Genomic DNA, 21,512 nt, shown 5'->3' with positions numbered 1-21,512 from the left:
TCTTGTAAAGACGTTGTATGCAACGTCTCTACTTTGTCACCAGATGTTTATTTTCCCAGATAATTAACTAGCTTTGACATTGACATCCATAAGGTTTTCAATCAAAGCATAAACATCACTACGGCTGAGTTTTTCCTTGCCACTAGCCAAAGCATCAAGAGTACCATGAGCTAAAGCCAGAGGAATTTGGCAGAACTGTAAAGCCGGCCCCGCAGGAAGAGAACTAGTATAAGCATCTGCCAAAGCCAAATTACGACGTGCATATTGTTGGAGATTGTCGTTATTCCAACCTTCTGGGAAAAAGTCTACCCCACGGGTTAAATCTTCAGTATTATTACGTAAAATATTCACCGCTTGTAAACCCCGTCCAAACCCAATCGCTTGAGTCCGATTAGTTTCCGTGCCATCGTACCAAGACCATAAATCTGATAGTAACAAGCCTACAGCACCTGCTACCCCAAATGTATAACGATCTAAATCAGATTCTGTTGCAATTTTCCAATTTATTTCTGCCCAATCAGCCATCCTATCTGCCATTGCTGCTGTTGCATCCCAAATTCGAGGCGCAATACTTTCTGGTGCTAAAATTGACCATTCTCTGACTCGCAGACTGACTTCTGCTAAAGAATCTTCATATCCACGAAATCCTAGAGAAAACGCATCTACGGCAAAACCATCAACCCCAGCTTGTAAAGTGCGGCTAATACTTCGCAACAAATGTGACTTGGTTACATTATCCAATTCTGGATGATCTTCAATTTCATCAATAGCGCGCATACACAAGTAGGCTGATGCAACAGCTTCTTGCAACCCTGACGGTAAAGTACTTATTGGAATATAAAAAGTTCGGCTAGTTTCTCTGAGGATTTGCAATGCATCTCCACGTAAATCCATTTGTTCATTCCCCTCTTGATTTTCACACCACATGAATGTCGGTTTTTTCTGATGATAGTGGATTTAGTTCCTACTAAATAATCTTAAAAACTATCTAGCATTTCATCTAAAAATTAATAGTTTATGGTATTGCAATTAACAAAAAGCTCAAATTTCACTAAATTCTAGTCTAGTATATAGGGTTTTGGTAACAATAGAAGGTTCTTGTGATGTGTAATCTAGGTAATATTCAGTTTGTTTTAAGAAAAAATTAAGTAAAATATATGTATAAAATAATTAGTGTCAAAAAAACAATGGATATACTAACAGGACTTACGCAACAGACTTGCTTTGTAGGGTGCGTCAGACTTCATGAATCCTGCAAACAAACAGATATTTGATGTTTGATTCACCATAAAATAGATGTTTGGTGTGACATTTGCCTAAATCCTAACTAAAGAATGTTCCATATTTCAGATTTGCATAATAATAGCAACTACGCGTTATAGACACGCTAACATAAAAAAATCCGCTTGAGTGGATAAAATTGACTCCAAAACTTAAAAATCAAAGATATTTACCGAATTAGTTGGTAAAATTGCTATACCAACTTAGTTGGTGAAAATTACTTTACATCCAGCAATAAAAAATTAATTGTATTATACAATACATCTTTTAGGGTGTAGATATGCAAATATTTACCAACTTAAACGGTAAACACCTGATAACATTACAAAGACTCTACTGAGTATCACTTCTCATGAAACGAAAGTTCTCCAACAAGCTTTTTTCAATGAAAAGAAGATGGTTGATGATATCAATTGTGACAGCATTGACTACAGTACTAATAGCAATTGGCTTACCAAGCCTAACTTCAGTCCCTGTCATAGCACAATCCAAAATAAACTTGCTGGTATCTGCTGCGGCAAGTCTGCAAGATGTACTAAAAGAAATTCAGCCTCTCTACCAACAAAGTCAGCCAAACATCAATATGAATTATAACTTTGGTAGTTCTGGTGCTTTGCAACAACAAATCGAGCAAGGGGCCCCTACGGATATATTTATCTCTGCTGCAAAAAGACAAGTAGATGCTTTAGAACAAAAAAATCTTTTAATTCCTGGTACTCGTACCATCATCGCTAAAAACAAGCTTGTGTTAGTTGTACCAGCTAATTCTTCTGGTGTAACCAGCTTTTACAATCTTAAAGATGCAAAAGTTAAAAAAATCGCTATTGGTGAACCTAGAAGCGTACCTGCTGGACAATATGCACAACAAGTTTTGGAAAAATTGAAACTCTGGCCACAGATCAAGTCAAAACTGGTTTATGCTAATAACGTGCGCCAAGTTCTAGCATCTGTAGAAACTGGGAATGCTGATGCAGGTTTGATTTATACTACTGATGCAAAAATTTCCAAAAACGTAAAAGTTGTAGTTGCTGCTGACGAAAAATATCACTCTGCAATTATTTATCCTTTAGCAGTTCTTAAACGTAGTAAAAACGTTGATGCAGCTAAGACTTTTTCCCGATTTTTATCTAGTGATCAAGCTAAAGCTATATTCAAAAAATATGGGTTTATTCTACCTTAGTCATAGCTGAGTATCAACAATTTTTCATAGATTCAATATTCCTGCATTTATGAAATATGTAGGAATATTAAGTAAACAAGATTAGGTATTGTAGGGTGCGTTACGCTGTTGCTTTAGCCTAGCCATGCCGACAGGGCTATACAAACCCTACGTATATTTTCAATAATCAAACCGGATTCCTATACAAATTAAATATAATCCTTAATCTTCGCTAACTTTGATATTTCCAAATGATTTAGATATCCAAGGAATAGTGATGAAAATTCCTGCTAATACTAATAGAAATACAGAAATTCCAAAAATTTGATCACGCGGAATTTCTAGCACACCGCGTAGAATAATTTCTCGTAAAGCAGAAACAATAGTAATTTCTACTGCTGCACCGACAGAGATGCTATGTTCTTGAATGTAATCAACTAACAGTCTAAATAATTCAACAAGTATCAAGATAAACAAAATATCAGATGTTACTTGCCGTAAATCAAGTGGATGCAAAAATGAGAAAAACATATCTCCTAATCTGATTAACATCACACAGAATAGGCTGACGCATAGAGAGATAACAATAATATCTTGGAAAACTTCTAAATTGCGGACAATTCTATCTCGCTGAAACCAACTATTGACTTCTACAAGAATGCGTTTTGGCATAATCACTCCAGTATATTTATGTTGATTTATTTTATCTATGCTAATTAATAATATTAAGTCAAAAGTTGAAATTACAATGTTTATCTAGAGCATTAATCAAATTATTCCACTCACACTCATTTATCAATATCTGCTTTTATAAAAAATAAGAAACAAACGCATAATTGCCCCTTGAGAAAAACACTTTAACTTTTTAGCTATGTCAGAAATGGGATTGAGAATATGCTGATGAAAAGTTCACACCGTAGGGTTACAGATGCGATCGCTTGTAGAACCCTGTAGAACCTCACAGGAAGTGCGCGTTCCACCGCAAACAAGTTAAAAATCCTGAACATATTTACATAATGTGATGTGGAAAACAATGCTAAATCTCAAATATTCAATCTCTCAGACTCTTACTCTCTGTGCCTCTGCGCCTCTGCGTGAGACAAAATCATACGTTGTCGTAATGCGAAGTGCATTTCAGCAATGTGTGTTGCACCTCTGCATTTAAAGTTGGCTAAAAATTTATATATTTACCAAATAATTTGGTAAATATTAGTAAAAAATACAGTTTTCCCCAGAAAATTCAGTTTTGATGATTTCTATAACGCACCGTTAACAACGAAAAGTTTTCAGGTGTAAGTGAAAAGATTTTCAACAATTGATGGTTTGTAGAACTGAAAAAGTTCTTTATCCTGATTGCACTATTATGCACCAGTCATGGAGAGAATTATGATTACTGAAGAAAAATTAGCCGATAACTTTAACACCATTATTGAAGAAATGCACCCGCGAGTATGGGAATTACTACGACACTGTTATGTGAAAGTAATAACTCCTTGCTTAAAATATGACTCATACGTAAGTCCTGAATTTATTGGCAATTACCACAAAACTTAATGTAGTTTTGTATCTAACTTGCTAAGAAAATAAGTGGAAAATTGATGTGCAAGACATACGAACCATATAAACATTCGTATGGGAGTGAACGGTTGTCACTTTGGAAAATCTTAACATCTGACGTAACTCACTAATTGATCATGCGGAATTATTCAGATTACGTCAGTCTATTGTTCTTTTGAAAAAGGACGAAATCCCATGACTAAACCATATCTATCTCCAGATGATTTGCCTACTTATAAAACTACACAAATAAGTGAATTATTGCTCAGTCAACTGGAAGAAGTCACTAAAAAGCGATTTTTCCTAGCTTGTAATAGTATGGTACGCATCTTATTATCTAGTTGCCATTGGTATTTCAAAGTCAATAGCGGTATTTTGATGTTAATCATGGTTTGTCATAATATTGAAAGTTACCAGAACATCATGACAACTGTTCCCTACTTAGCCGAAACGTTAAAACGGTTTGCGAACAAAGCCAAAATTAGTATTAGTTCACCAGTTAATAACGGTATCCCTTGGGTAATTAGTATAGACAAAACTTGGCCTGGTGAAGAGTTACCCAATACGTAAATATAGAGTTTCCTAATCACATAAAGTATATCATAGCACCGGGTGGGTGGGGTTTTTATACGCTCACTCAGCCGATAATCGCTATAATCAGAAATTGTTGAATCCTGATTTAGCGGTATGGATAACCATTCTGATTAAGAATCCATTTCCGCTAATTCTAACCAGCGTTCTGTCGCTACATCAATCGCTTTTTTGAGTGTTTCTACCTGTTCATAAAGCTTTTGGACTTGGGTATAATTGCCAGGAGAAACAGTTACTAATGCTTTCTCTGCGGCTGTTTTTTCATCTTCTAATTTGGCAATTTTACCTTCTAACTGTGCAAATTCTTTTGTTTCCCAGTTAGATAATCTGCGTCGCTTTTTAGTTTCTATCTCTGGTTCTGAAAATGTAGGTTTTTCTTCAGTGCTATTTTTTGGTTTTTCTGTAGTATTAACTATTTCTTGTTGTGCTGCTTCCTCAGCTTTTTTGTAATCTAAATAAACTGAGTAGTTACCAGGATATTGCTTAAAATTACCACCGGGTTCGAGTGCAAATACAGTATCTATGGTGCGGTCTAAAAAGTAGCGGTCATGGGAAACTACAATTACACATCCAGAAAAATCTTCTAAATATTCTTCTAATACCGCTAATGTTTGCACATCTAAATCATTAGTTGGTTCATCTAAAATCAAAACATTAGGCGCACTAATCAGCAAGCGTAATAGAAATAACCGCCGTTTTTCACCACCAGAAAGTTTATTAATTGGCGCATATTGCTGACTTCCAGGAAACAAAAACCTCTCTAACATTTGGGAAGCAGTAATTTTAGTACCGTCAGCTATTTGAATAAATTCTCCTTCTTCTTTGATGTAATCAATTACCCGTTGATTTTCATTTAATTCCGTAAGTAATTCTTCAGAATGTTGGTCAAAATAACCAATGTGAATTGTACTACCAATTTCTACAGTCCCGGAGTCTGGCTGAATTTGTCCGGTAATGATATTCATTAAAGTAGATTTACCCGCACCATTAGCACCAATAATGCCAATGCGGTCTTCAGGACTAAATTCGTAGGTGAAATTATTAATTAAAATCCGATCATCGTAAGCTTTGCTAATGTTATTGAGTGCAATAACTTTTTTGCCAATCCGACGACTCACTGTAGAAATATCAACTTTGCCTTGAACTTGTTTAAACTCAGTATCACGCAGTGCATGAGCGCGATCAATTCTGGCTTTTTGTTTTGTACTTCTCGCTTTGGGGCCTCGTTTGAGCCATTCTAACTCGCGCCGTAATACACCTTGATGTTTCCTTTGACTACTAACGGCAGATTCCTCAGCTAGAGCTTTCTTTTCAAGATAATAGGAATAGTTACCTGTATAAGTGTAAATATCACCTCTATCAATTTCGATGATTCTATTCGTAACTCTATCTAGAAAATAGCGGTCGTGGGTAATTAGGAAAAGTGCGCCACGATAGCGACTTAAATAAGTTTGTAACCATTCTACAGATAGTGCATCAAGATGGTTTGTTGGCTCATCCATGAGCAATACATCTGGTTCTGCTAATAACGCCGTTGCTAGTGCAATCCGCTTGCGATAACCTCCAGATAAAGTGCCAACTTTAACATCAAAATCAGCAATTCCTAATTTAGTGAGAATGATTTTGGCATTAGTTTCTAGTTCCCATGCACCAGTTGAGTCCATTCTCTGCATTACCACAGAGAAGCGAGACATTAGCTGGCTATCTTCTGAATGATGAGCTAATTTATCAGAAAGTTCTTCGTACTCCTTTACTAAAGCCATTTGTTCCCCACTGTCAGCAAAGACTTGCTCTAAAACAGTGCGATTTTCATCTACATTTGGTTGTTGGGGTAAGTAGATAATTTTAGAACCAGAGTTCACCAAAATTTGACCGCTATCCACTGATTCTAGTCCTGCAATCATCTTCAGTAATGTTGATTTACCAGAACCATTAGTACCAATTAGACCAACTTTATCTGTGATATCAAGGCTGAAACTCGCATCTTTTAAAACTTCTTTGATACCAAAATCTTTTTTAACTGATTGTAAAGTGATAATACTCATAAAATTTTAATCATTAGTTATTAGTTATTTGGTGGGCAATGCCCACCAAAGTTTGCAGTTGATTTACTAGTTGATTTATTATAAATACTATACAAATAAATCTAGGGGTAAGTGTCCATACATCTCGTTGATTCCTGTTTCTTGATAAGATTGACAAGAAACTAATACTCCCCGATGATGTCCATAATAAGAATCAAGATAACACAGTCCATTTTTACCATTTAATTTGATATAAACTGGCCCATCAGGTGTTTGCAAATTACTTGGTGCTTCATAATGAAAAGCATGAGAATAGGTTTTCATTGCCAGAATACCTTCTTCGGCTGTATCAGCACAAATTCCTAAAATTTGGTAATCTGAAAGGCTGGCCATGAAAATTAATGCCTGACGGGTTAAAACTTTTTCTGATGGTTTAAGAACCGGGGCAATATCTAGACAGTTGAATTTGTTGAGTATTTTTTTGGCTTCTGAGATTGTCAGGTTGGGATCTTGGGGAGTAGGCATATATTCGTTTATTATGCTTCTGGTGTTGCTGTTGGATGGAAGATGGGACTAGCCCACCTTACTAGTATTTTTGATTAAAATCAAGATTGATTTGACATCTTACCTAAGTTGAAAATAAATGGGATACTACCTTGGGAACCTTCTCCCATCACAAGTACATTTGGCATTTGTGAACCGCCATTTCTCCAAGCTTCAATGGCTTCTTTTTGCAGAACCAATTGTCCTCCCTGAGCTTTGAGGGTTTCTGCCAAGAGTCGTTGAGCTTCGGCTCTACCTTTAGCGCGATTAATGTCTGCTTGGGCTTCTTGTTCAGCTTCTCGTGCTATGTAGACGGCTCTTTGCGCTCGCTGTTCCGCTATTTGTTTTTCTTCAACTGCTCTGGCAAATTCTGGTGAGAAGGCCAAGTCAACAACACTGGTATCTAATACGATTATCCCATATTTATCTAAGCGATCGCCTAAAGCATTATCAAAATCTTCTTTTAATTCGCTTCTTTTGGTGATTGCTTCTTCTACTGTTCTTCTCGCTGCTGCAATTTTAAATGCTTCCTGTGTTTGGGGAGCAATTATTTTTGAGACGATATTTGCTAAAGTACCTTGTTTCCTTCTGACTCCAACTACTTGGATAGGATCAAGACGAAAGTTAATAGCAAATCTGGCAGATAAATTTTGCAGATCCTTAGTAGAACTCTCTGCGGGAACTTCAAATTTTTGTACCGTTAAATCATACACATCTATCACTGAGATAAATGGTGGTCTTAAGTGAATACCCTCCAGCAAAGCACCATCTCTCGCTTTACCTAAAATACTGATTACTCCTGCTTGTCCAGGATTAATAATCACAAAAGAATTGAGTCCAAAAAGTACTAATATTGCCAATACAATTCCGAATGTGGTAGTTTGCCAATTCCCTAGTTGTTTAGTATTCAAACTTTTATCTCCTGTTAGTTTTAAATGCTGATTTTTGAGCCAAGTAACACATTTAACTCAAATACCCTCAAAGTTATTTTACTTAAATTAGTACTCAAGACTGATCAAATTGATTGTGTGGTAATAATATCTTAACTCCTAGCGTGGCATGGATGGCAATGTTGCCTATGCCTTTTATTTTAGCTGGTTTGGTAGCTTTTCAGAAATTACTAGCATCCCGCTACGCTGAAGTACGGAAAAAAGTTGGTTTGCTTAATGGCAGGTTATCGAATAATCTCAGCGCTATTACTACTATTAAAAGTTTCACGGCTGAAGATTACGAAGCCAAATGCTAGAGTCTGAAAGTTATGCTTATCGCCAAAGCAATCCTAAGGCAATTACTCTTTCTATGACAAAACTTTTGTAGCGATTATACGAAGTACAGGACTGAAATATAACTGTAGATGGTGTGAATTTACAAAGAAAGTTTGAATTTACGAGATTTACGCCGTTGTATTGGTTTGGTAAAGTCAGGATGTGTTTTTATTTCGTGGTACTGTAGCTGAAAATATTGCTGATGGGACTGTTGATGCCAAAAATAAAGATATGATCATGGCTGTGAAAGTGGCTAAAGCAGATGATTTTATTATGCTTTTGCCCCAATGTTATGAGACAATTGTGGGGGAGAGGGGGCAAATAAAGAGACAACGGATTGCGAATTGACAAGTCGGCGCTGGCGCGATGCCTGCGGTGTTTGCGTAGCGATCGCACTCGCAGTGCTAAAATATCCACCCATTTTGATCTTAGCCGCATTGACCTCAGCAGTGGATAATGAGACAGAAGCAGTGAGAAACCCATGAACAACTGTATTAGAGAAAGATGGCATTTATACAGGCCTCTAGCGTGTACAATCAGGGTTGAGATAGAAGAAACCCAACTCCTCTCCACAAGCAAAGAGGGGAAAATTTAAACTTACGAATTAAGAATTAAGAATTATTTATGATGTTTGGTAGTACTCAACCGGAAACAGAAGATAGTAAATGGCGGCGACAATTGGATAGATTTGTCAAAGCAAATCAGCAAGAATTAGCAGCATTATTTTGGGGACTGCGATTGGAACATGGTAACAGTCAAGGTACTATTGGTATTGATTTACAGCCAAAGCCACATTTCGTTTATTGTCCCCAAGCCGAGATAGAAAAACTAAATGATAGAGTTGAAAATCGGTTGCAAGAACTTCTAGGAATTATTGAAAATAATCAACCAGAAACAGAAGTTGTAATGATTGGTATTGGGAAAGGGGAAATTAAGTTAATTCAATTTGCACCCGAACCCAAACCGGAAGTTTGTTTTGAGCAAGTTAGTAAGGATGTAGATAGTTTGTTGGAATTGTTAGAAGAGAGAATGAGTGAACAGATAAGTGCCTTTTAACACAGAGGAATGCTAAGGTAAGCGCAGAGGGACGCTGAGGATTTATGGGGATGGAAAAAATTAGAAGTAAAATTGTTAATAAGTTAGAACGTCTATTTGTAAACTATTTAGTTCCTCGCTTGGTAGTTTGGGAAGAATACGTCCAAACCAAAATCAGACGATATAAACATCAACAAATCAAGCCTCAATTAAAATTTTGTGGTGAAGGTGTTCGCTTTAAACGCGATTTGGAAATTTCTCATCCCCAGAATGTATCTCTTGGTAATAAAGTCTATATCGGTCCAGATGTTTTATTAGATGGTCGCGGAGGAATCACAATTGGCGATAATACTACAATCGGGTTTAATGTGATTATCCTTTCGGCCAATCATGACTATCAAAGTAATGATTTACCATATCAACATAATGTTTATATTCATAAGCCTGTAATTATTGGTAGTAATGTTTGGATTGCTGGAAATGTCTTAATTGTTCCAGGAGTTTCTATTGGTGACGGTGCAATTATCGCTGCTGGGACAGTGGTAACAAGTAATGTTGAACCTTTGGCTATTGTTGGTAATCAACCAATGAGAACAATTAAATATCGTGATAAAGAACATTACGAACGTCTAGCTAATCAGCGAGAAATGCTAAATGAGGTATTAACTGATAATTCTTAAGTACAATGCCTAATGAACTATAAATATAACAAACCAAATATTACCCGTAATATGACTCGCAAGGTGATTTCTTGCATGGATTCTCGGATATTGAAGGGCTTACCTATCTGCCAATTATCACTTACTTGCTGGGTAATTTCCTGGATATATTGACCATAAGTCCGCATTCTTTCCCCATGAAAAGGAGGGGCTAAAAGTTGCCCTTGACGTTGGTGGGGCAATTTTTTTAAATTGCAAGTCCCCAAAAAGCGGTACATTTATGTAATAACAACTTGAAATAGTTAGTAATTTTAATCCAAAATCTAAAAACCCGAATTAGGATCAGGCTGGGTCAGAAGTAAAAAGTGCCAAAAATCATTGCTATCCTTAATGGTAAGGGCGGAGTCGGTAAAACGACTACCGCAGTCAACTTAGCTGCTAACTTTGCTCAAAACAAAAAAGTCCTGCTGATAGATGCAGATGTTCAAGGTTCTGCTAGTTGGTGGTTTCGACGAAATCAGCAAGGCATGGGATTTGATTTAGCTCAAGATACAAATCCGCAACTTTTAGGTGAATTACCGAAAATAACAAGTTACGATTTAGTAATAGTAGATACGCCTCCGGCATTGCGTTCTGAAGCTTTAGCGGCGGTAGTAGGGATTGCAGATTATCTGGTTTTGCCCACACCCCCAGCAGCAATGGATTTAGCTGTCTTGATTGAGACAGTTAGACAAACCGTTATCCCTATGGGTACTCCCCATCGGGTACTGTTAACTAAAGTGGATACCCGCAGTTCAGGAGAAGCACTAGAAGCACAAAAAACTCTTTTACAACTAGGTATTCCAGTTTTTAATACTTTTATTCGTACCTATAAAGCGCATGAAAGAGCCGCCCTTGAGGGTGTAGCAATTACTCAATGGCGAGGAAAAAACGCACGGGAAGCAGAATCTGATTACCGTCGTGTGGCTGATGAATTAATGCATGATTGGAGGAAATAATGGCTAAGAAAAATCTTTCTGACTTACTACAAGAAGAAGCTCAAAAATTTACACCCCAGGTTGGTGACACAGCAATTGAAGTAACTGCACAAAAAGTTGAAGAAGATAATTCTTCTCCATTGGAGGAAGAACCAGCATCAACTTCTAATAGGCGCACAACTCCGACTAAGGCAGATTTAGAAATTACAATTAAAGAATTGACTGCGACTTTAGAAAAAGTACAGAAAAAAGAAGTTTCTCTCAAGGAGCAAATTAGCGATTTCAAAACAGATTTATCTGTACAGAAGGCTTTGGCAGAACGTTTGAATACAGAACTTCATGAAACTAAGAAAACAGCCCTGCAACTAGCAGAATCCAATTCTAAATTGATAGCAGAAATTAATGAATTAAAAAAAGTCAAAGAACCTGTTAAGGAAACTTTCATAGAACCTGTCAAAGAAACTTCCAGATCTTTATCCATTAATCCCAAAAAATCACACAGGTCAGCGGAAAGACTCCAAGAGATGCCCAATCAGTCAAATGATAATTTTGCAGATAATACATGGTTATACGATTAGAATTTAACCGCGAAATTCTAAAATGTGTTGGGCGGTAATTTGTGGTTTTTCTAAGTGGGGGATATGTCCACAATCTTGAATCCAAATGAGTTGACTTTCGGGAATTGCTTTTTGAAACTTTTTCGCATCCCCAGTTCCCAAAATTTTATCGTTATCGCCCCATAAAATTAGCGTTGGTTGCCCAATTTGTGCAAGTTGCTGAAGTTTAAAAGCAGTATAACCGCCACTTTTAGTAAAAGCAATCAACGCCTGATTCCAATTAGGCATTTTTAGATGCAAATCTCCACAACATAAAGCATCCGCAGAAATTAGACTAGGATTATTGTAAGCAGTACGACAAATGCGATCGCGCACTTTGGGATTTCGCAAAAACTCAGCTGCTAAAGAATACAACGGCGCAAACATCAATTTACTTAAAGCTGAACCGCCTTTCAACCCTGCACTATCTATCAACACCAACTTCTGCACCACTTCAGGGTAAGTCAGGGTAAAATCAATTGCCGCTGCACCACCCATCGAAGCACCCACCAGAATTACAGGTTGGTTAATCAGGGTTTTCCAGAAAGAATAAAGATGAGTTTTAATGGCTATGGGGCTGTAATCAATCCCCGCAAGTCTATCTGTAAAGCCAAAACCCAATAAATCCACCGCCCAAGTTTCATTCTCTTCAGCTAACAAAGGTAACAGCCGCCGAAATTCTAGAATAGAACTATCAAAACCGTGAATTAATAGGATTGGTATACCACCACTACCTTGCTGTATATAAGTAGTAGCGATTGATTCATTATCTACGGAGGTAGCGATTATCGCTTGACTTTGGATATTTTTAGCCAAAGCGATAGAAGTAGGTTCACTTAGTTGCCCAACTGCGGCAGGTAAAAAACTTGGAAACATAAAAATCAGTTTACCTGACAACTGACAAAAAGAAAATTTTCCCAAATGTTAAACCTGTTACCAAAGCCTCGTACAATAAATATTGCTTATCCATGACTGAGGAGAGTGAAGCCATGCCAATGGCGGTTGGCGTAATTGAAACTTTAGGTTTTCCGGCAGTATTGGCATCAGCAGATGCAATGGTAAAATCTGCCGCTGTCACCATTGTATATTATGGTATAGCCGAAAGCGGTCGCTTATTAGTGGCTGTGAGGGGACACGTTGCGGAAGTCAGAACAGCAGTTGAAGCAGGAATCACCGCCGGAGAAGAAGTTTATGGTGGGCAAGTAATTACCCATTATATAGTTCCCAATCCCCCGGAAAATGTGGAAACCATTCTACCCATCCACTTCACTTCAAAATCTGAACCTTTTCGGATGTTCTGAGCAAGTTCCCTATCAAAATTGGCAGCACAACTTCTTAAAATTAATTTGTAGCGCCATATAACTTTTATTCATACAGGAGATTACTAATGTCACTACAGGCAGTTGGCGCACTTGAAACTAAAGGTTTTCCGGCAGTACTTGCAGCCGCAGATGCAATGGTAAAAGCTGGAAGAGTCACTCTAGTTGGTTATATCAGAGTTGGTAGCGCCCGCTTTACAGTTAATATTCGTGGCGACGTTTCAGAAGTTAAGGCAGCTATGGCTGCTGGTGTAGAAGCAGCAGAAAACGTTTATGGTGGTACTCTCGAATCTTGGGTAATTATTGCCCGTCCCCATGAAAACGTCGAAGCTGTTCTCCCTATCGCCTACACAGCAGATGTTCAACAGTATCGGGAATCAGTAGAAAATCCCATCGTCAGATCATCCAACGCCATATAAATGCAGCTTTGCAAGAGTCCACAGTCAGCCTAAATTGACTACGGACTCTCAAAGATAGGTAGTCGGATGAAATTAAATTCACTCATTGAGAGAGGGAACTTTTAACAGGGAACAAGAAAATCAGTTGTGCAATTAATTCTGTCCCATTACTTATACTTGTTTATTACAAAATTTTAGTCTTATTATTGAATGTAACCCAAAAGAATTACTTAAACCTAGTGATCTCAGTCACAGTACACTTACAGCCTATTTATAGTAGTATTCTAATACTGAATTAATTGATGAGGAGTTTTCACTTATCCCATTTGATCAAGATAACTTCCTAGGTTTTTAGAAATATGATTTTTTCAGAAAAAACCTGAAACTTTAGTTAGTTTTGTTTTTCAAATTCATTTCTAAAAACTATGCACGGATGTATGTAAATTGATAAAACTGTTACTTTTCTTATTCTCTAATAAACACCAAGAATTGTAAAGAGATTTAACCACAAATAACGACAGAAATCTGAAACTTACATAAGTAAATACACGTCCTATGATAGTGAATCATCATTTTGATATTGGGAAAGCAAATTAACTAAACCAAAAGTTCCTATATAACTTTAGTGACTCAAAACCTAATCAAGAATTAAGTACAGACATTGATTAATCAGGATTTTGAGATCAGGGGCAGCTACTAGTTAATAACTTAAGTTGGTATGGGGGTTGTGATGCAAACTTTAAAACAGAGTTTCGAGGAGCGCAATCTCACTATGGAAAACGATGCGGCAAACCTGGCGCAATATTGGCAAAAGCGACTCGCTGCTGAATGTCCAGAACAAAGTGAGGTTGCTAGAGAAAGTATTATGTTTTGGCTTTTGGGGGTAGATTTAAAACGATTTGATCTACTCAACCCCAAAGAATTGGAAATTGCCAAGCAAGCAATGGAGTACCGCTGGCGGATTTTACAGCAGCGTTATTTGGGAGTAGGGCGAGAACGTGCTTATCGTAACTTGCTCAGTCGCTTGGGTAGTGTGATGACGCTGAGAAATAAAATTCAAACTTGGGTAGCTCTGAGTCGCGATCGCCAGCGCAGTGTCATGGATGTATTACAAGAAGTACTCCAAGAACTACTCCAAAGTGACTCATATATGCAGCAGCAAATGTCTTCAATTGCTGAAATCAGTGCCGACAGAAGATTGCAGGATACTTTACTATTTGCCAGTATAGAGGAATATTGTTTGCGTCCAGTCCGCAACCAACCCTTATTAGTGTATCGCTTTGTTAACTATCTGCGCCGGATTCAACGGGGGGGCTTAACTCAAGTTCCAGTCAGTGACTTAATTAGACTAGTTTCCGACGAAGTTTTGACTGAAGATACTGACAATCCACTCAACTTAGTCGATAGTCAAGCGATCGCTCAATATCAAGAAACACAAAAAGTAGAAGAACAACAATCACTACGTCAAGCCGTACATCAAGAATTTGAGCAATATTTACTGCAAAATTTAGGGCAACCGGCAGTAGACTGGCTGCAATTATATCTCCAAGGTAAATCTCAAGAAGAGATCGCCAAAAAACTCAATAAGCCTATCAAGGAAGTATATCGACTGCGCGAAAAAATTAGCTACCATGCTGTCCGCGTTTTTGCTATCAAAGGTAAACCAGAACTCGTAGATAACTGGCTTTCAACTTCCTTGCAGGAAAATAACTTGGGGCTAACACAACGCCAATGGCAGCAGCTTGACGAAACATTAACTCCTCTGGGCAGGAACATTCTTCAGCTACGGAGAGCAGGTAACTCTATGGAAGCTATAGCCCAAAGCTTACAACTCAAAACCCATCAAGTAATAGGCGAATGGACTAAAGTATATCTTGCTGCCCAAACCTTGAGAACTCAAGATTAACTCAACACAGTAGTTGGAAAACTCTGTTTTTGATCACAATACATAATTGTTATATTGTCATCAAAGCATTGATATCAAATCTGGTTAATTATTTAGCATAAATTTGGACTTGTTGTTAATAGCTAATTGCTGTTTACTTACCATCATTCATCCCGTGGTTATAGCGGTATGCATTTGAATGAAATACATCATAGCCCCTCCCCGCAAGCGATGAGGGGGTTGGGGGTGGGGTTCTTGTATCTCACTCAACCGAGAACCGCTATATGATTATAGCAAGCCTGGCTGACCAATTAGTCCTAACAAATTTGATAAGTGTTAGAACTGACATAGTATCATTGCTCAGTTTTTTAAATACGAATAGCTTATATTACATACATAATACAAGTAATCTATGTTAAAAAACTGAAAAGTTACAATCTTATTGAATTAATTCCTTGTGAATGTTTCATGCAAATAGAGGTTTTTAGTGATCTTTTTCCCTTGTTGAGTACAGCCAACCCACAAACTTTGGAATGGTTACTCAACATAGCCGTTGAACACGAATACCCATCTGGACGAGCAGTTTTGATGGAAGATGCCTGGGGTAATGCAGTTTACTTCTTGGTTTCTGGCTGGGTTAAAGTTCGACGCACCAATGGTGATGATTCTGTGACAATAGCGATTTTAGGCCGGGGCGATTTTTTTGGAGAAATGGCGGTTTTAGATGAATCACCACGCTCAACAGATGTCATTGCCCTTTCATCGGTAAACTTATTAACTGTCTCTAGAGAACGTTTTATCCAAATATTGTTCAAAGATCCGCAGTTACATCATCGGATGCTGCAACTAATGGTGCGACGAGTGCGGCAAATTAATATCCGTTTGCAAATGCGGTCTTCACCACCAGCAGTCAAACTCGCCCACACTCTAGTTGGCTTGAGTGATAACTATGGTAAAAAGTCAGGCCAAGGACAGGAAATTTTTTACATTCCTTTTAAAGATTTGGCAGAAGTGACCGAAATTACCATTGATGAAACTACCAAAATTATGGAAAAACTTCATGAAAAAGGATGGATTAAAATTGATCCCCCTAATAACTCCATAGATATCATTAATGTTAAGCAACTAGTGAATTTGGCTAATAAATTCTAGTTGGTACTTAGTAGTAAAAAAACCTGAATTAAGTGAACATTTACTACTATCTATCAACTTTTGACTATTCACTAAATAACACTACAATCAGGACACAAAATGACTGAAGCAATAGCTGTTCGTTTTAACACTCCAGTTCAAGGAGTGTATCCACTAATTCATTATTGGGTAGCAATGCCTCAACCAGAAAATCATCTGTTTGAGGTAACTCTACATTTTGTAGGTTATCCATTGCCGATTCTTGATCTGAAAATGCCAGTTTGGACACCTGGTTCTTACTTAGTGCGAGAATATGCTAAAAATTTACAAGATTTTGCGGCATTTTCAGAGGAAGAAAAACCTTTACCTTGGCGGAAAATCAGTAAAAATCATTGGCAGGTAGAGAAAGGTGATGCGGCTAAAGTCATCTTGCGCTACCGAGTTTTTGCTAATGAACTATCGGTACGCACAAATCATTTGGATGCTACCCACGGTTATTTTAATAGTGCGGCGCTATTTTTGAGAATCCCTGGTTGGCAAGAGCAACCAATTCACATTACTATTGTACCACCGCACCCAGAGTGGCAGGTGACGACAGGTTTGCCGAAAGTTGCTGATCAAAACAATACTTTCTTAGCTGCGGATTTTGATACTCTTGTCGATAGTCCTTTTGAAATTGGTAATCATCAAATTTTTGACTTTGAAGTATTAGGCAAATCTCATGAATTGGCAATTTGGGGACAGGGTAACTATCAAGTGCAACAGATGCTTACTGACTTCAAAAAAATTATAGAAGTCGAAGCCGAAATATTTGGTGGTTTGCCCTATGAAAGATATATATTCATACTACATTTATTTAACCAAGCCTATGGCGGATTAGAGCATAAAAATTCTTGCTCGTTAATTTATCACCGTTTTGGTTTTCGCAATCAAGATAAATATGAGCGCTTTATTCAATTAGTAGCACATGAGTTTTTTCACTTGTGGAATGTGAAAAGAATTCGCCCAAAAGCCTTAGAGGTGTTTGATTATGACCAAGAAAACTATACATCATCTCTTTGGTTTTGCGAAGGAACAACCAGTTACTATGATTTGCTAATTCCTCTGCGGGCAGGAATTTATAATGCTACATCGTATTTGAACCATTTAAGTCAGGAAATTACCAAGTATAACAATATTCCCGGACGTAAGGTACAACCTCTTTCTGAGTCAAGTTTTGATACTTGGATTAAACTTTATCGTCCTGATGCTAATAGTTGTAATTCACAAATCTCTTACTATTTAAAAGGGGAAATGGTATCACTATTACTTGACTTATTAATTCGTTGTCGCCATAGAAATCAGCTTTCTTTGGATAACGTCATGCTGAAAATGTGGCAACAATTTGGACAAGCAGAAGTAGGCTATACGTCAGGGCAGTTAAAGGAAATAATGGCATCTGTAGCAGGAATAGATTTATCTGATTTCTTTAACAAGTATATTCATGGTCTAGATGATTTACCATTTAATCAATATTTAGAACCTTTTGGTATACAACTGTTAGAGGAAAAGGATGAAGAACCTTTCTTGGGTGTGAAAACAAAAACTGAATATGGAAGGGAAATAGTTAAATTTGTTGAAATAGGTTCACCTGCAAATATAGCAGGAATTGACCCAGGTGATGAATTATTAGCAATTGACGGGATTAAGGTAGGAACAAATCTGTTAAGCGAACGTTTAAAAGATTATTTACCTAATGATACTATCGAAATTACAGTTTTTCACCAAGACGAATTACGTCAATATTGTGTATCTCTTGCAATACAACAACCGGCTAAATATCATCTCAAATCAGTTGATCATCCTTCTCCCACTCAGCAAGATAATTTTGCAGGTTGGTTGGGTGTATCGTTAAAAACTATTCAGTAACAGATTCTAGTTGACCTACCGGAAACTACAGTGGCGAAATTGTAGTTATCAAAGACTTAGTTTTCGGTTGGAGATGTCTATGAAGGTTGTCAAAAAGATTTGAATATACTGAATATTACGATATAAAGAAGAAAGTTTTGAGATCATCTGGCAATTCTTACAATTTAGCAAATTAAAATTTACCCCTTACGAAACTTTTGCTTATAAGGGGTAAATCTAACCAGAAAAAATAATTTTTTGGTTATTTATTATGACTTTTTAAAACACCAGGCTCCTGCTGAATAGGTAGGATATCTAAAATATCAGTTTGGGAACAATATTTTAAATCTTCTAAACATTCCAGGCGTAATAATCGTTTACCGTGACTGGCTTGGTAGAATAATCCCAGTAAGTCATTTTGCCATTGTGAATAGAGAGCGATCGCACTGGTGACTTCATCATTACCAGTTAAATCTTCTAAAGAAGAATTCGTTTGTTGGCAAATGCTATGAGCGATCGCACCAGCACAAACAGTATCCTCTAAAGAAAAACTGCCTTCCCAACCAGAACCAACAATCCAGACTGTCTCCGGTTGCTTTTCTAGGAGAAATTTCACCACCGCAGCCCGGTTAATTAAAGCAGCAGCGAGAACAATTGGCGCATTCTGTATCCGTTTTAAGGCGCGAGTTCCATTAGTGGTACTGATAAATAAGCGCCGCCCCTGTACTAATTCTGCGGTGCAATCTAAGGGTGAATTACCCAATTCAAAGCCAGCTACCTTTGCACCGCCACGTTCTCCAGCACGTAATCGTTTTTCCGATGGCCATTTTTCGCTAACTTCTACTAGTTGGTCTAAATCACTAAAGACTTGCACTGCTTCGCCTCCAGCCGCTAAAACTGTCGCCATTGTGCTAGTTGCTCGCAAGACATCAACAGCGATCGCGCATTCTGGCGCTTCATCAGTTGGAGTTAATTCTGGAGTATGATATACAAATATCTTCACGCGCTGGATATACCTGCTTTATAAATACTGCGGTTATATTTTACCCACTTGATGACACCAACTGTTGATACTTAACTCTATCTTTCTATCAATACATAAATACTATAAAATTATCAAAAGCATATTTATCAAGGTTTTAGCCTTGGTATTGCATATTCTAATCTCAAAGATAGAAAAACACAGAGATTGTCTGAATCATGATTTCCAGGATTAACATAACCATTTGCTTAACTTCTAGACTCAACTTCAGCAAATATGTCATAAGTAAATAAAAAGGTTGTTCAACACAAATTGACTTATGACGGTTTCTGTAACATCAACTCCTGACTTACCTTCCCGGCTCGTGAATGGCATTCTCTCAATTCAACCTTTAGCGAACCTCGCCAAACACCAAGCCAGACAAATGATGATCAAACGGGCTGAAAGAATTGGCGTTTTTTGGACACAAGAAGTAGAAAAACTGCGATCGCGTGATTGGTCAACAGATTTAGCTCAAGTCCAAAATTCTCAGCTAACCTACCCAGACTACTACGTTACCTCATTCCACGCTTACGAAACCGGAAATCTCAGTTGGCAAGCTGCCTTTGAGGTAGAACCTGCTGCTCATGCCGTCCACGCTAAAATTTGGCAAGATACCGAAGCCCAAGGTGATGCGAAACTACGCCAAAGTTACCATAAAATCCTCGAAAGTTCCATTTCCCAACCACCACAAGACATCCTAGATTTAGGTTGTAGTGTGGGAATGAGTACCTTTGCCCTGCAAGCAGCTTATCCCCAAGCCAAGATTACAGGTTTAGATTTATCTCCCTACTTCTTAGCTGTAGCTAACTATCGCAGCCAACAGCATCAAGCTACAATTAACTGGGTTCATGCTCAAGCTGAAACTACAGGACTGGCAGATGCTTCCTATGATTTAGTTTCCATTTTTCTCATGTGCCATGAATTACCCCAATCAGCGACCCAAAAGATTTTTGCAGAAGCAAGACGTGTTTTGCGTCCAGGTGGGCATTTAGCAATTATGGACATGAATCCCAAATCGGAAATTTACAAGAAAATGCCAACATACATCTTAACCCTGCTCAAAAGTACCGAACCTTATTTAGATGAATACTTTAGTTTGGATATTGAGCAAGCTTTAGTAAAGGCAGGTTTTCAAACTCCTACCATCACTAGCAATAGCCCCCGTCACCGGACTGTAATTGCTCAGGTGTGTGGCTAATTTATCTCTCATACTATGGGCAGTCATTCCACCGCTGCTGTTTTTGTGGTTTTATTACCGCCGGACTCATGCTGCCCCGCCACCGCTACAATTGCTCTTTTTCTTCATCTTTGGCGCAATTTCTGGTTTCGTAGCCCTGGGACTAGAATGGACGGTGGAAAATGTTGCTAACTCAGTTATAGACTGGGCAAAAATACAGCGTTCTTTTTTTGGCTTTTCCCTGCGACAGATCATGGTAATAGCACCAATTGAAGAAGGCTGTAAGTTAGCCGCAGTTATCTTGCCTATCTGCTATCTTCAACGCAGATACCAATTTCGTGCTACTACTGTTTTCCTTTTTACCATCGCTGTCGCTTTAGGATTTACGGCTGAAGAAAACTGGATTTACTGGTTTCACGGTACAGCATCAATTCTAGAAAGGTTGATTAGCACTCCTGTACATTCTATGTTTTCTGCACCTTGGGGTTATGCACTAGGAATATATATTGCTTCCACAAGGCGTTTAAATCGAGACAGAAATTTGATTTTTATAGCTTGGTTAAATGCTGTCTTTTTTCATGCTTTGGTGAATATTTTATCCAGGGCTTGGGTTTATCCACTTCCAATACATTTTCTTGCTTATGCTTTATTTCCTTTATTGTTGTGGATGTTTTGGCGGTTAGAGCAACTACTACGAAAAGTACAACGCAAACCGCCTATTACTTTAATTTCCGGTTACACACCCCAAACTCGTTATTGGCAAAGAAGTTTAGTATTATTAATACTTTTGCTAGGGGGAAATGCTATTTTTGGATTATTTCTTCTCGCTAGAAAACTCAGTCCATTGAGGTTAGAGCAACTGTTTGAGCCGGATATTTTCTCGTTTATACTTAAACAAATAGCAATCAATCTCTCTTTAGGAGTTTTGTCCTGGTTAATTTATCGCTATTTACGATATTTAGCTGGTCGTCGGTATTTTTTACAGTTAGGAAAATACTAGGAGA

General features: G+C 37.8%; 21 protein-coding genes and 2 pseudogenes. 15 read left to right on the top strand and 8 right to left on the bottom strand.

Annotation, left to right across the window (positions count from 1 at the left end; all coding sequences use genetic code 11):
* Positions 1 to 63: 63 nt before the first annotated feature.
* Complete coding sequence (locus ACOWPH_RS11445; RefSeq protein ID WP_171815798.1) at positions 64 to 894, bottom strand: squalene/phytoene synthase family protein; 831 nt, start codon at positions 892 to 894, stop codon at positions 64 to 66.
* 772 nt (positions 895 to 1,666) lie between these two features.
* Here ACOWPH_RS11445 and modA point away from each other — a divergent pair.
* Positions 1,667 to 2,461, top strand: coding sequence for a molybdate ABC transporter substrate-binding protein (gene modA, locus ACOWPH_RS11440; RefSeq protein WP_042465129.1), 795 nt, complete (start codon positions 1,667 to 1,669; stop codon positions 2,459 to 2,461).
* Between the two features lie 201 nt (positions 2,462 to 2,662).
* On the opposite strand, the gene ACOWPH_RS11435 is transcribed toward modA, so the two are convergent.
* Positions 2,663 to 3,112, bottom strand: a complete 450-nt coding sequence (locus ACOWPH_RS11435; RefSeq protein ID WP_015215508.1) for a phosphate-starvation-inducible PsiE family protein — start codon at positions 3,110 to 3,112, stop codon at positions 2,663 to 2,665.
* Positions 3,113 to 3,814: 702 nt separating this feature from the next.
* On the opposite strand from ACOWPH_RS11435, the gene ACOWPH_RS11430 reads away from it, so the two are divergent.
* Entirely contained in the window at positions 3,815 to 3,994 is a 180-nt protein-coding gene (locus ACOWPH_RS11430) for a hypothetical protein (protein WP_150111023.1), read from the top strand.
* 198 nt (positions 3,995 to 4,192) lie between these two features.
* Positions 4,193 to 4,567, top strand: a complete 375-nt coding sequence (locus ACOWPH_RS11425; protein ID WP_015215506.1) for a hypothetical protein — start codon at positions 4,193 to 4,195, stop codon at positions 4,565 to 4,567.
* A 134-nt stretch (positions 4,568 to 4,701) separates the two neighbouring features.
* Here the strand turns inward: ACOWPH_RS11425 and ACOWPH_RS11420 are convergent, their stop codons facing one another.
* The 3 genes from ACOWPH_RS11420 to ACOWPH_RS11410 all read right to left on the bottom strand — a co-directional run bounded on the left by ACOWPH_RS11420 (position 4,702) and on the right by ACOWPH_RS11410 (position 8,066).
* Complete coding sequence (locus tag ACOWPH_RS11420; protein WP_015215505.1) at positions 4,702 to 6,633, bottom strand: ABC-F family ATP-binding cassette domain-containing protein; 1,932 nt, start codon at positions 6,631 to 6,633, stop codon at positions 4,702 to 4,704.
* 87 nt (positions 6,634 to 6,720) lie between these two features.
* Positions 6,721 to 7,137: a DUF1824 family protein gene (locus tag ACOWPH_RS11415; protein ID WP_015215504.1), complete on the bottom strand. Its 417-nt coding sequence runs from the start codon at positions 7,135 to 7,137 to the stop codon at positions 6,721 to 6,723.
* An 80-nt stretch (positions 7,138 to 7,217) separates the two neighbouring features.
* Positions 7,218 to 8,066, bottom strand: a complete 849-nt coding sequence (locus tag ACOWPH_RS11410; protein ID WP_015215503.1) for a prohibitin family protein — start codon at positions 8,064 to 8,066, stop codon at positions 7,218 to 7,220.
* Positions 8,067 to 8,194: 128 nt separating this feature from the next.
* On the opposite strand from ACOWPH_RS11410, the pseudogene ACOWPH_RS11405 reads away from it, so the two are divergent.
* The 3 genes and pseudogenes from ACOWPH_RS11405 to ACOWPH_RS11395 form a co-directional block, all read left to right on the top strand.
* Positions 8,195 to 8,890, top strand: a pseudogene (locus ACOWPH_RS11405) (ABC transporter ATP-binding protein); the annotation flags it as partial.
* A 154-nt stretch (positions 8,891 to 9,044) separates the two neighbouring features.
* Positions 9,045 to 9,476 carry a beta-carboxysome assembly chaperone CcmS gene (gene ccmS / locus ACOWPH_RS11400; RefSeq protein WP_015215502.1) on the top strand — a complete coding sequence of 144 codons (432 nt, stop codon included), beginning with the start codon at positions 9,045 to 9,047 and terminating at the stop codon, positions 9,474 to 9,476.
* Between the two features lie 50 nt (positions 9,477 to 9,526).
* Entirely contained in the window at positions 9,527 to 10,135 is a 609-nt protein-coding gene (locus ACOWPH_RS11395; protein ID WP_015215501.1) for an acyltransferase, read from the top strand.
* A 29-nt stretch (positions 10,136 to 10,164) separates the two neighbouring features.
* Here the strand turns inward: ACOWPH_RS11395 and ACOWPH_RS11390 are convergent.
* Positions 10,165 to 10,350, bottom strand: a pseudogene (locus ACOWPH_RS11390) (cytochrome P450); the annotation flags it as partial.
* Positions 10,351 to 10,479: 129 nt separating this feature from the next.
* Here ACOWPH_RS11390 and ACOWPH_RS11385 point away from each other — a divergent pair.
* Entirely contained in the window at positions 10,480 to 11,112 is a 633-nt protein-coding gene (locus tag ACOWPH_RS11385; protein WP_015215500.1) for a ParA family protein, read from the top strand.
* The gene (locus ACOWPH_RS11380) at positions 11,112 to 11,669 is read left to right on the top strand and encodes a hypothetical protein (protein WP_015215499.1); all 558 of its coding nucleotides are present in this window, start codon (positions 11,112 to 11,114) and stop codon (positions 11,667 to 11,669) included. Before ACOWPH_RS11385 ends, ACOWPH_RS11380 begins: the two co-directional genes overlap by 1 nt.
* Before the next feature lie 3 nt (positions 11,670 to 11,672).
* Here ACOWPH_RS11380 and ACOWPH_RS11375 read toward each other — a convergent pair whose 3' ends face one another.
* On the bottom strand, positions 11,673 to 12,563 hold the full coding sequence (locus tag ACOWPH_RS11375; RefSeq protein ID WP_015215498.1) for an alpha/beta fold hydrolase: 891 nt from the start codon (positions 12,561 to 12,563) through the stop codon (positions 11,673 to 11,675).
* 113 nt (positions 12,564 to 12,676) lie between these two features.
* Here ACOWPH_RS11375 and ACOWPH_RS11370 point away from each other — a divergent pair, with 113 nt between their 5' ends.
* The 5 genes from ACOWPH_RS11370 (at position 12,677) to ACOWPH_RS11350 (ending at position 18,328) form a co-directional block, all read left to right on the top strand.
* Entirely contained in the window at positions 12,677 to 12,988 is a 312-nt protein-coding gene (locus ACOWPH_RS11370; RefSeq protein ID WP_015215497.1) for a carbon dioxide-concentrating mechanism protein CcmK, read from the top strand.
* 86 nt (positions 12,989 to 13,074) lie between these two features.
* A complete protein-coding gene (locus ACOWPH_RS11365; RefSeq protein WP_015215496.1) occupies positions 13,075 to 13,425 on the top strand; it encodes a carbon dioxide-concentrating mechanism protein CcmK in 351 nt (116 codons plus the stop codon).
* Positions 13,426 to 14,122: 697 nt separating this feature from the next.
* A complete protein-coding gene (locus tag ACOWPH_RS11360; RefSeq protein WP_015215495.1) occupies positions 14,123 to 15,310 on the top strand; it encodes a HetZ-related protein 2 in 1,188 nt (395 codons plus the stop codon).
* A 447-nt stretch (positions 15,311 to 15,757) separates the two neighbouring features.
* Complete coding sequence (locus tag ACOWPH_RS11355) at positions 15,758 to 16,441, top strand: Crp/Fnr family transcriptional regulator (RefSeq protein ID WP_015215494.1); 684 nt, start codon at positions 15,758 to 15,760, stop codon at positions 16,439 to 16,441.
* A 99-nt stretch (positions 16,442 to 16,540) separates the two neighbouring features.
* Entirely contained in the window at positions 16,541 to 18,328 is a 1,788-nt protein-coding gene (locus tag ACOWPH_RS11350; protein ID WP_015215493.1) for a M61 family metallopeptidase, read from the top strand.
* A 241-nt stretch (positions 18,329 to 18,569) separates the two neighbouring features.
* Here the strand turns inward: ACOWPH_RS11350 and ACOWPH_RS11345 are convergent, their stop codons facing one another.
* Positions 18,570 to 19,310, bottom strand: a complete 741-nt coding sequence (locus tag ACOWPH_RS11345) for a 2-phosphosulfolactate phosphatase family protein (RefSeq protein ID WP_015215492.1) — start codon at positions 19,308 to 19,310, stop codon at positions 18,570 to 18,572.
* A gap of 298 nt (positions 19,311 to 19,608) precedes the next feature.
* Here ACOWPH_RS11345 and ACOWPH_RS11340 point away from each other — a divergent pair, with 298 nt between their 5' ends.
* On the top strand, positions 19,609 to 20,529 hold the full coding sequence (locus tag ACOWPH_RS11340; protein WP_015215491.1) for a class I SAM-dependent methyltransferase: 921 nt from the start codon (positions 19,609 to 19,611) through the stop codon (positions 20,527 to 20,529).
* On the top strand, positions 20,522 to 21,508 hold the full coding sequence (locus ACOWPH_RS11335) for a PrsW family intramembrane metalloprotease (RefSeq protein WP_015215490.1): 987 nt from the start codon (positions 20,522 to 20,524) through the stop codon (positions 21,506 to 21,508). The genes ACOWPH_RS11340 and ACOWPH_RS11335 overlap by 8 nt, the downstream gene beginning before the upstream one ends.
* The last annotated feature ends 4 nt before the right edge of the window (positions 21,509 to 21,512 follow it).

Source organism: Anabaena sp. PCC 7938 (assembly GCF_049315035.1).
Taxonomy (GTDB): domain Bacteria; phylum Cyanobacteriota; class Cyanobacteriia; order Cyanobacteriales; family Nostocaceae; genus Anabaena; species Anabaena cylindrica.
This window is presented reverse-complemented; position numbering and strand designations above follow the sequence as displayed.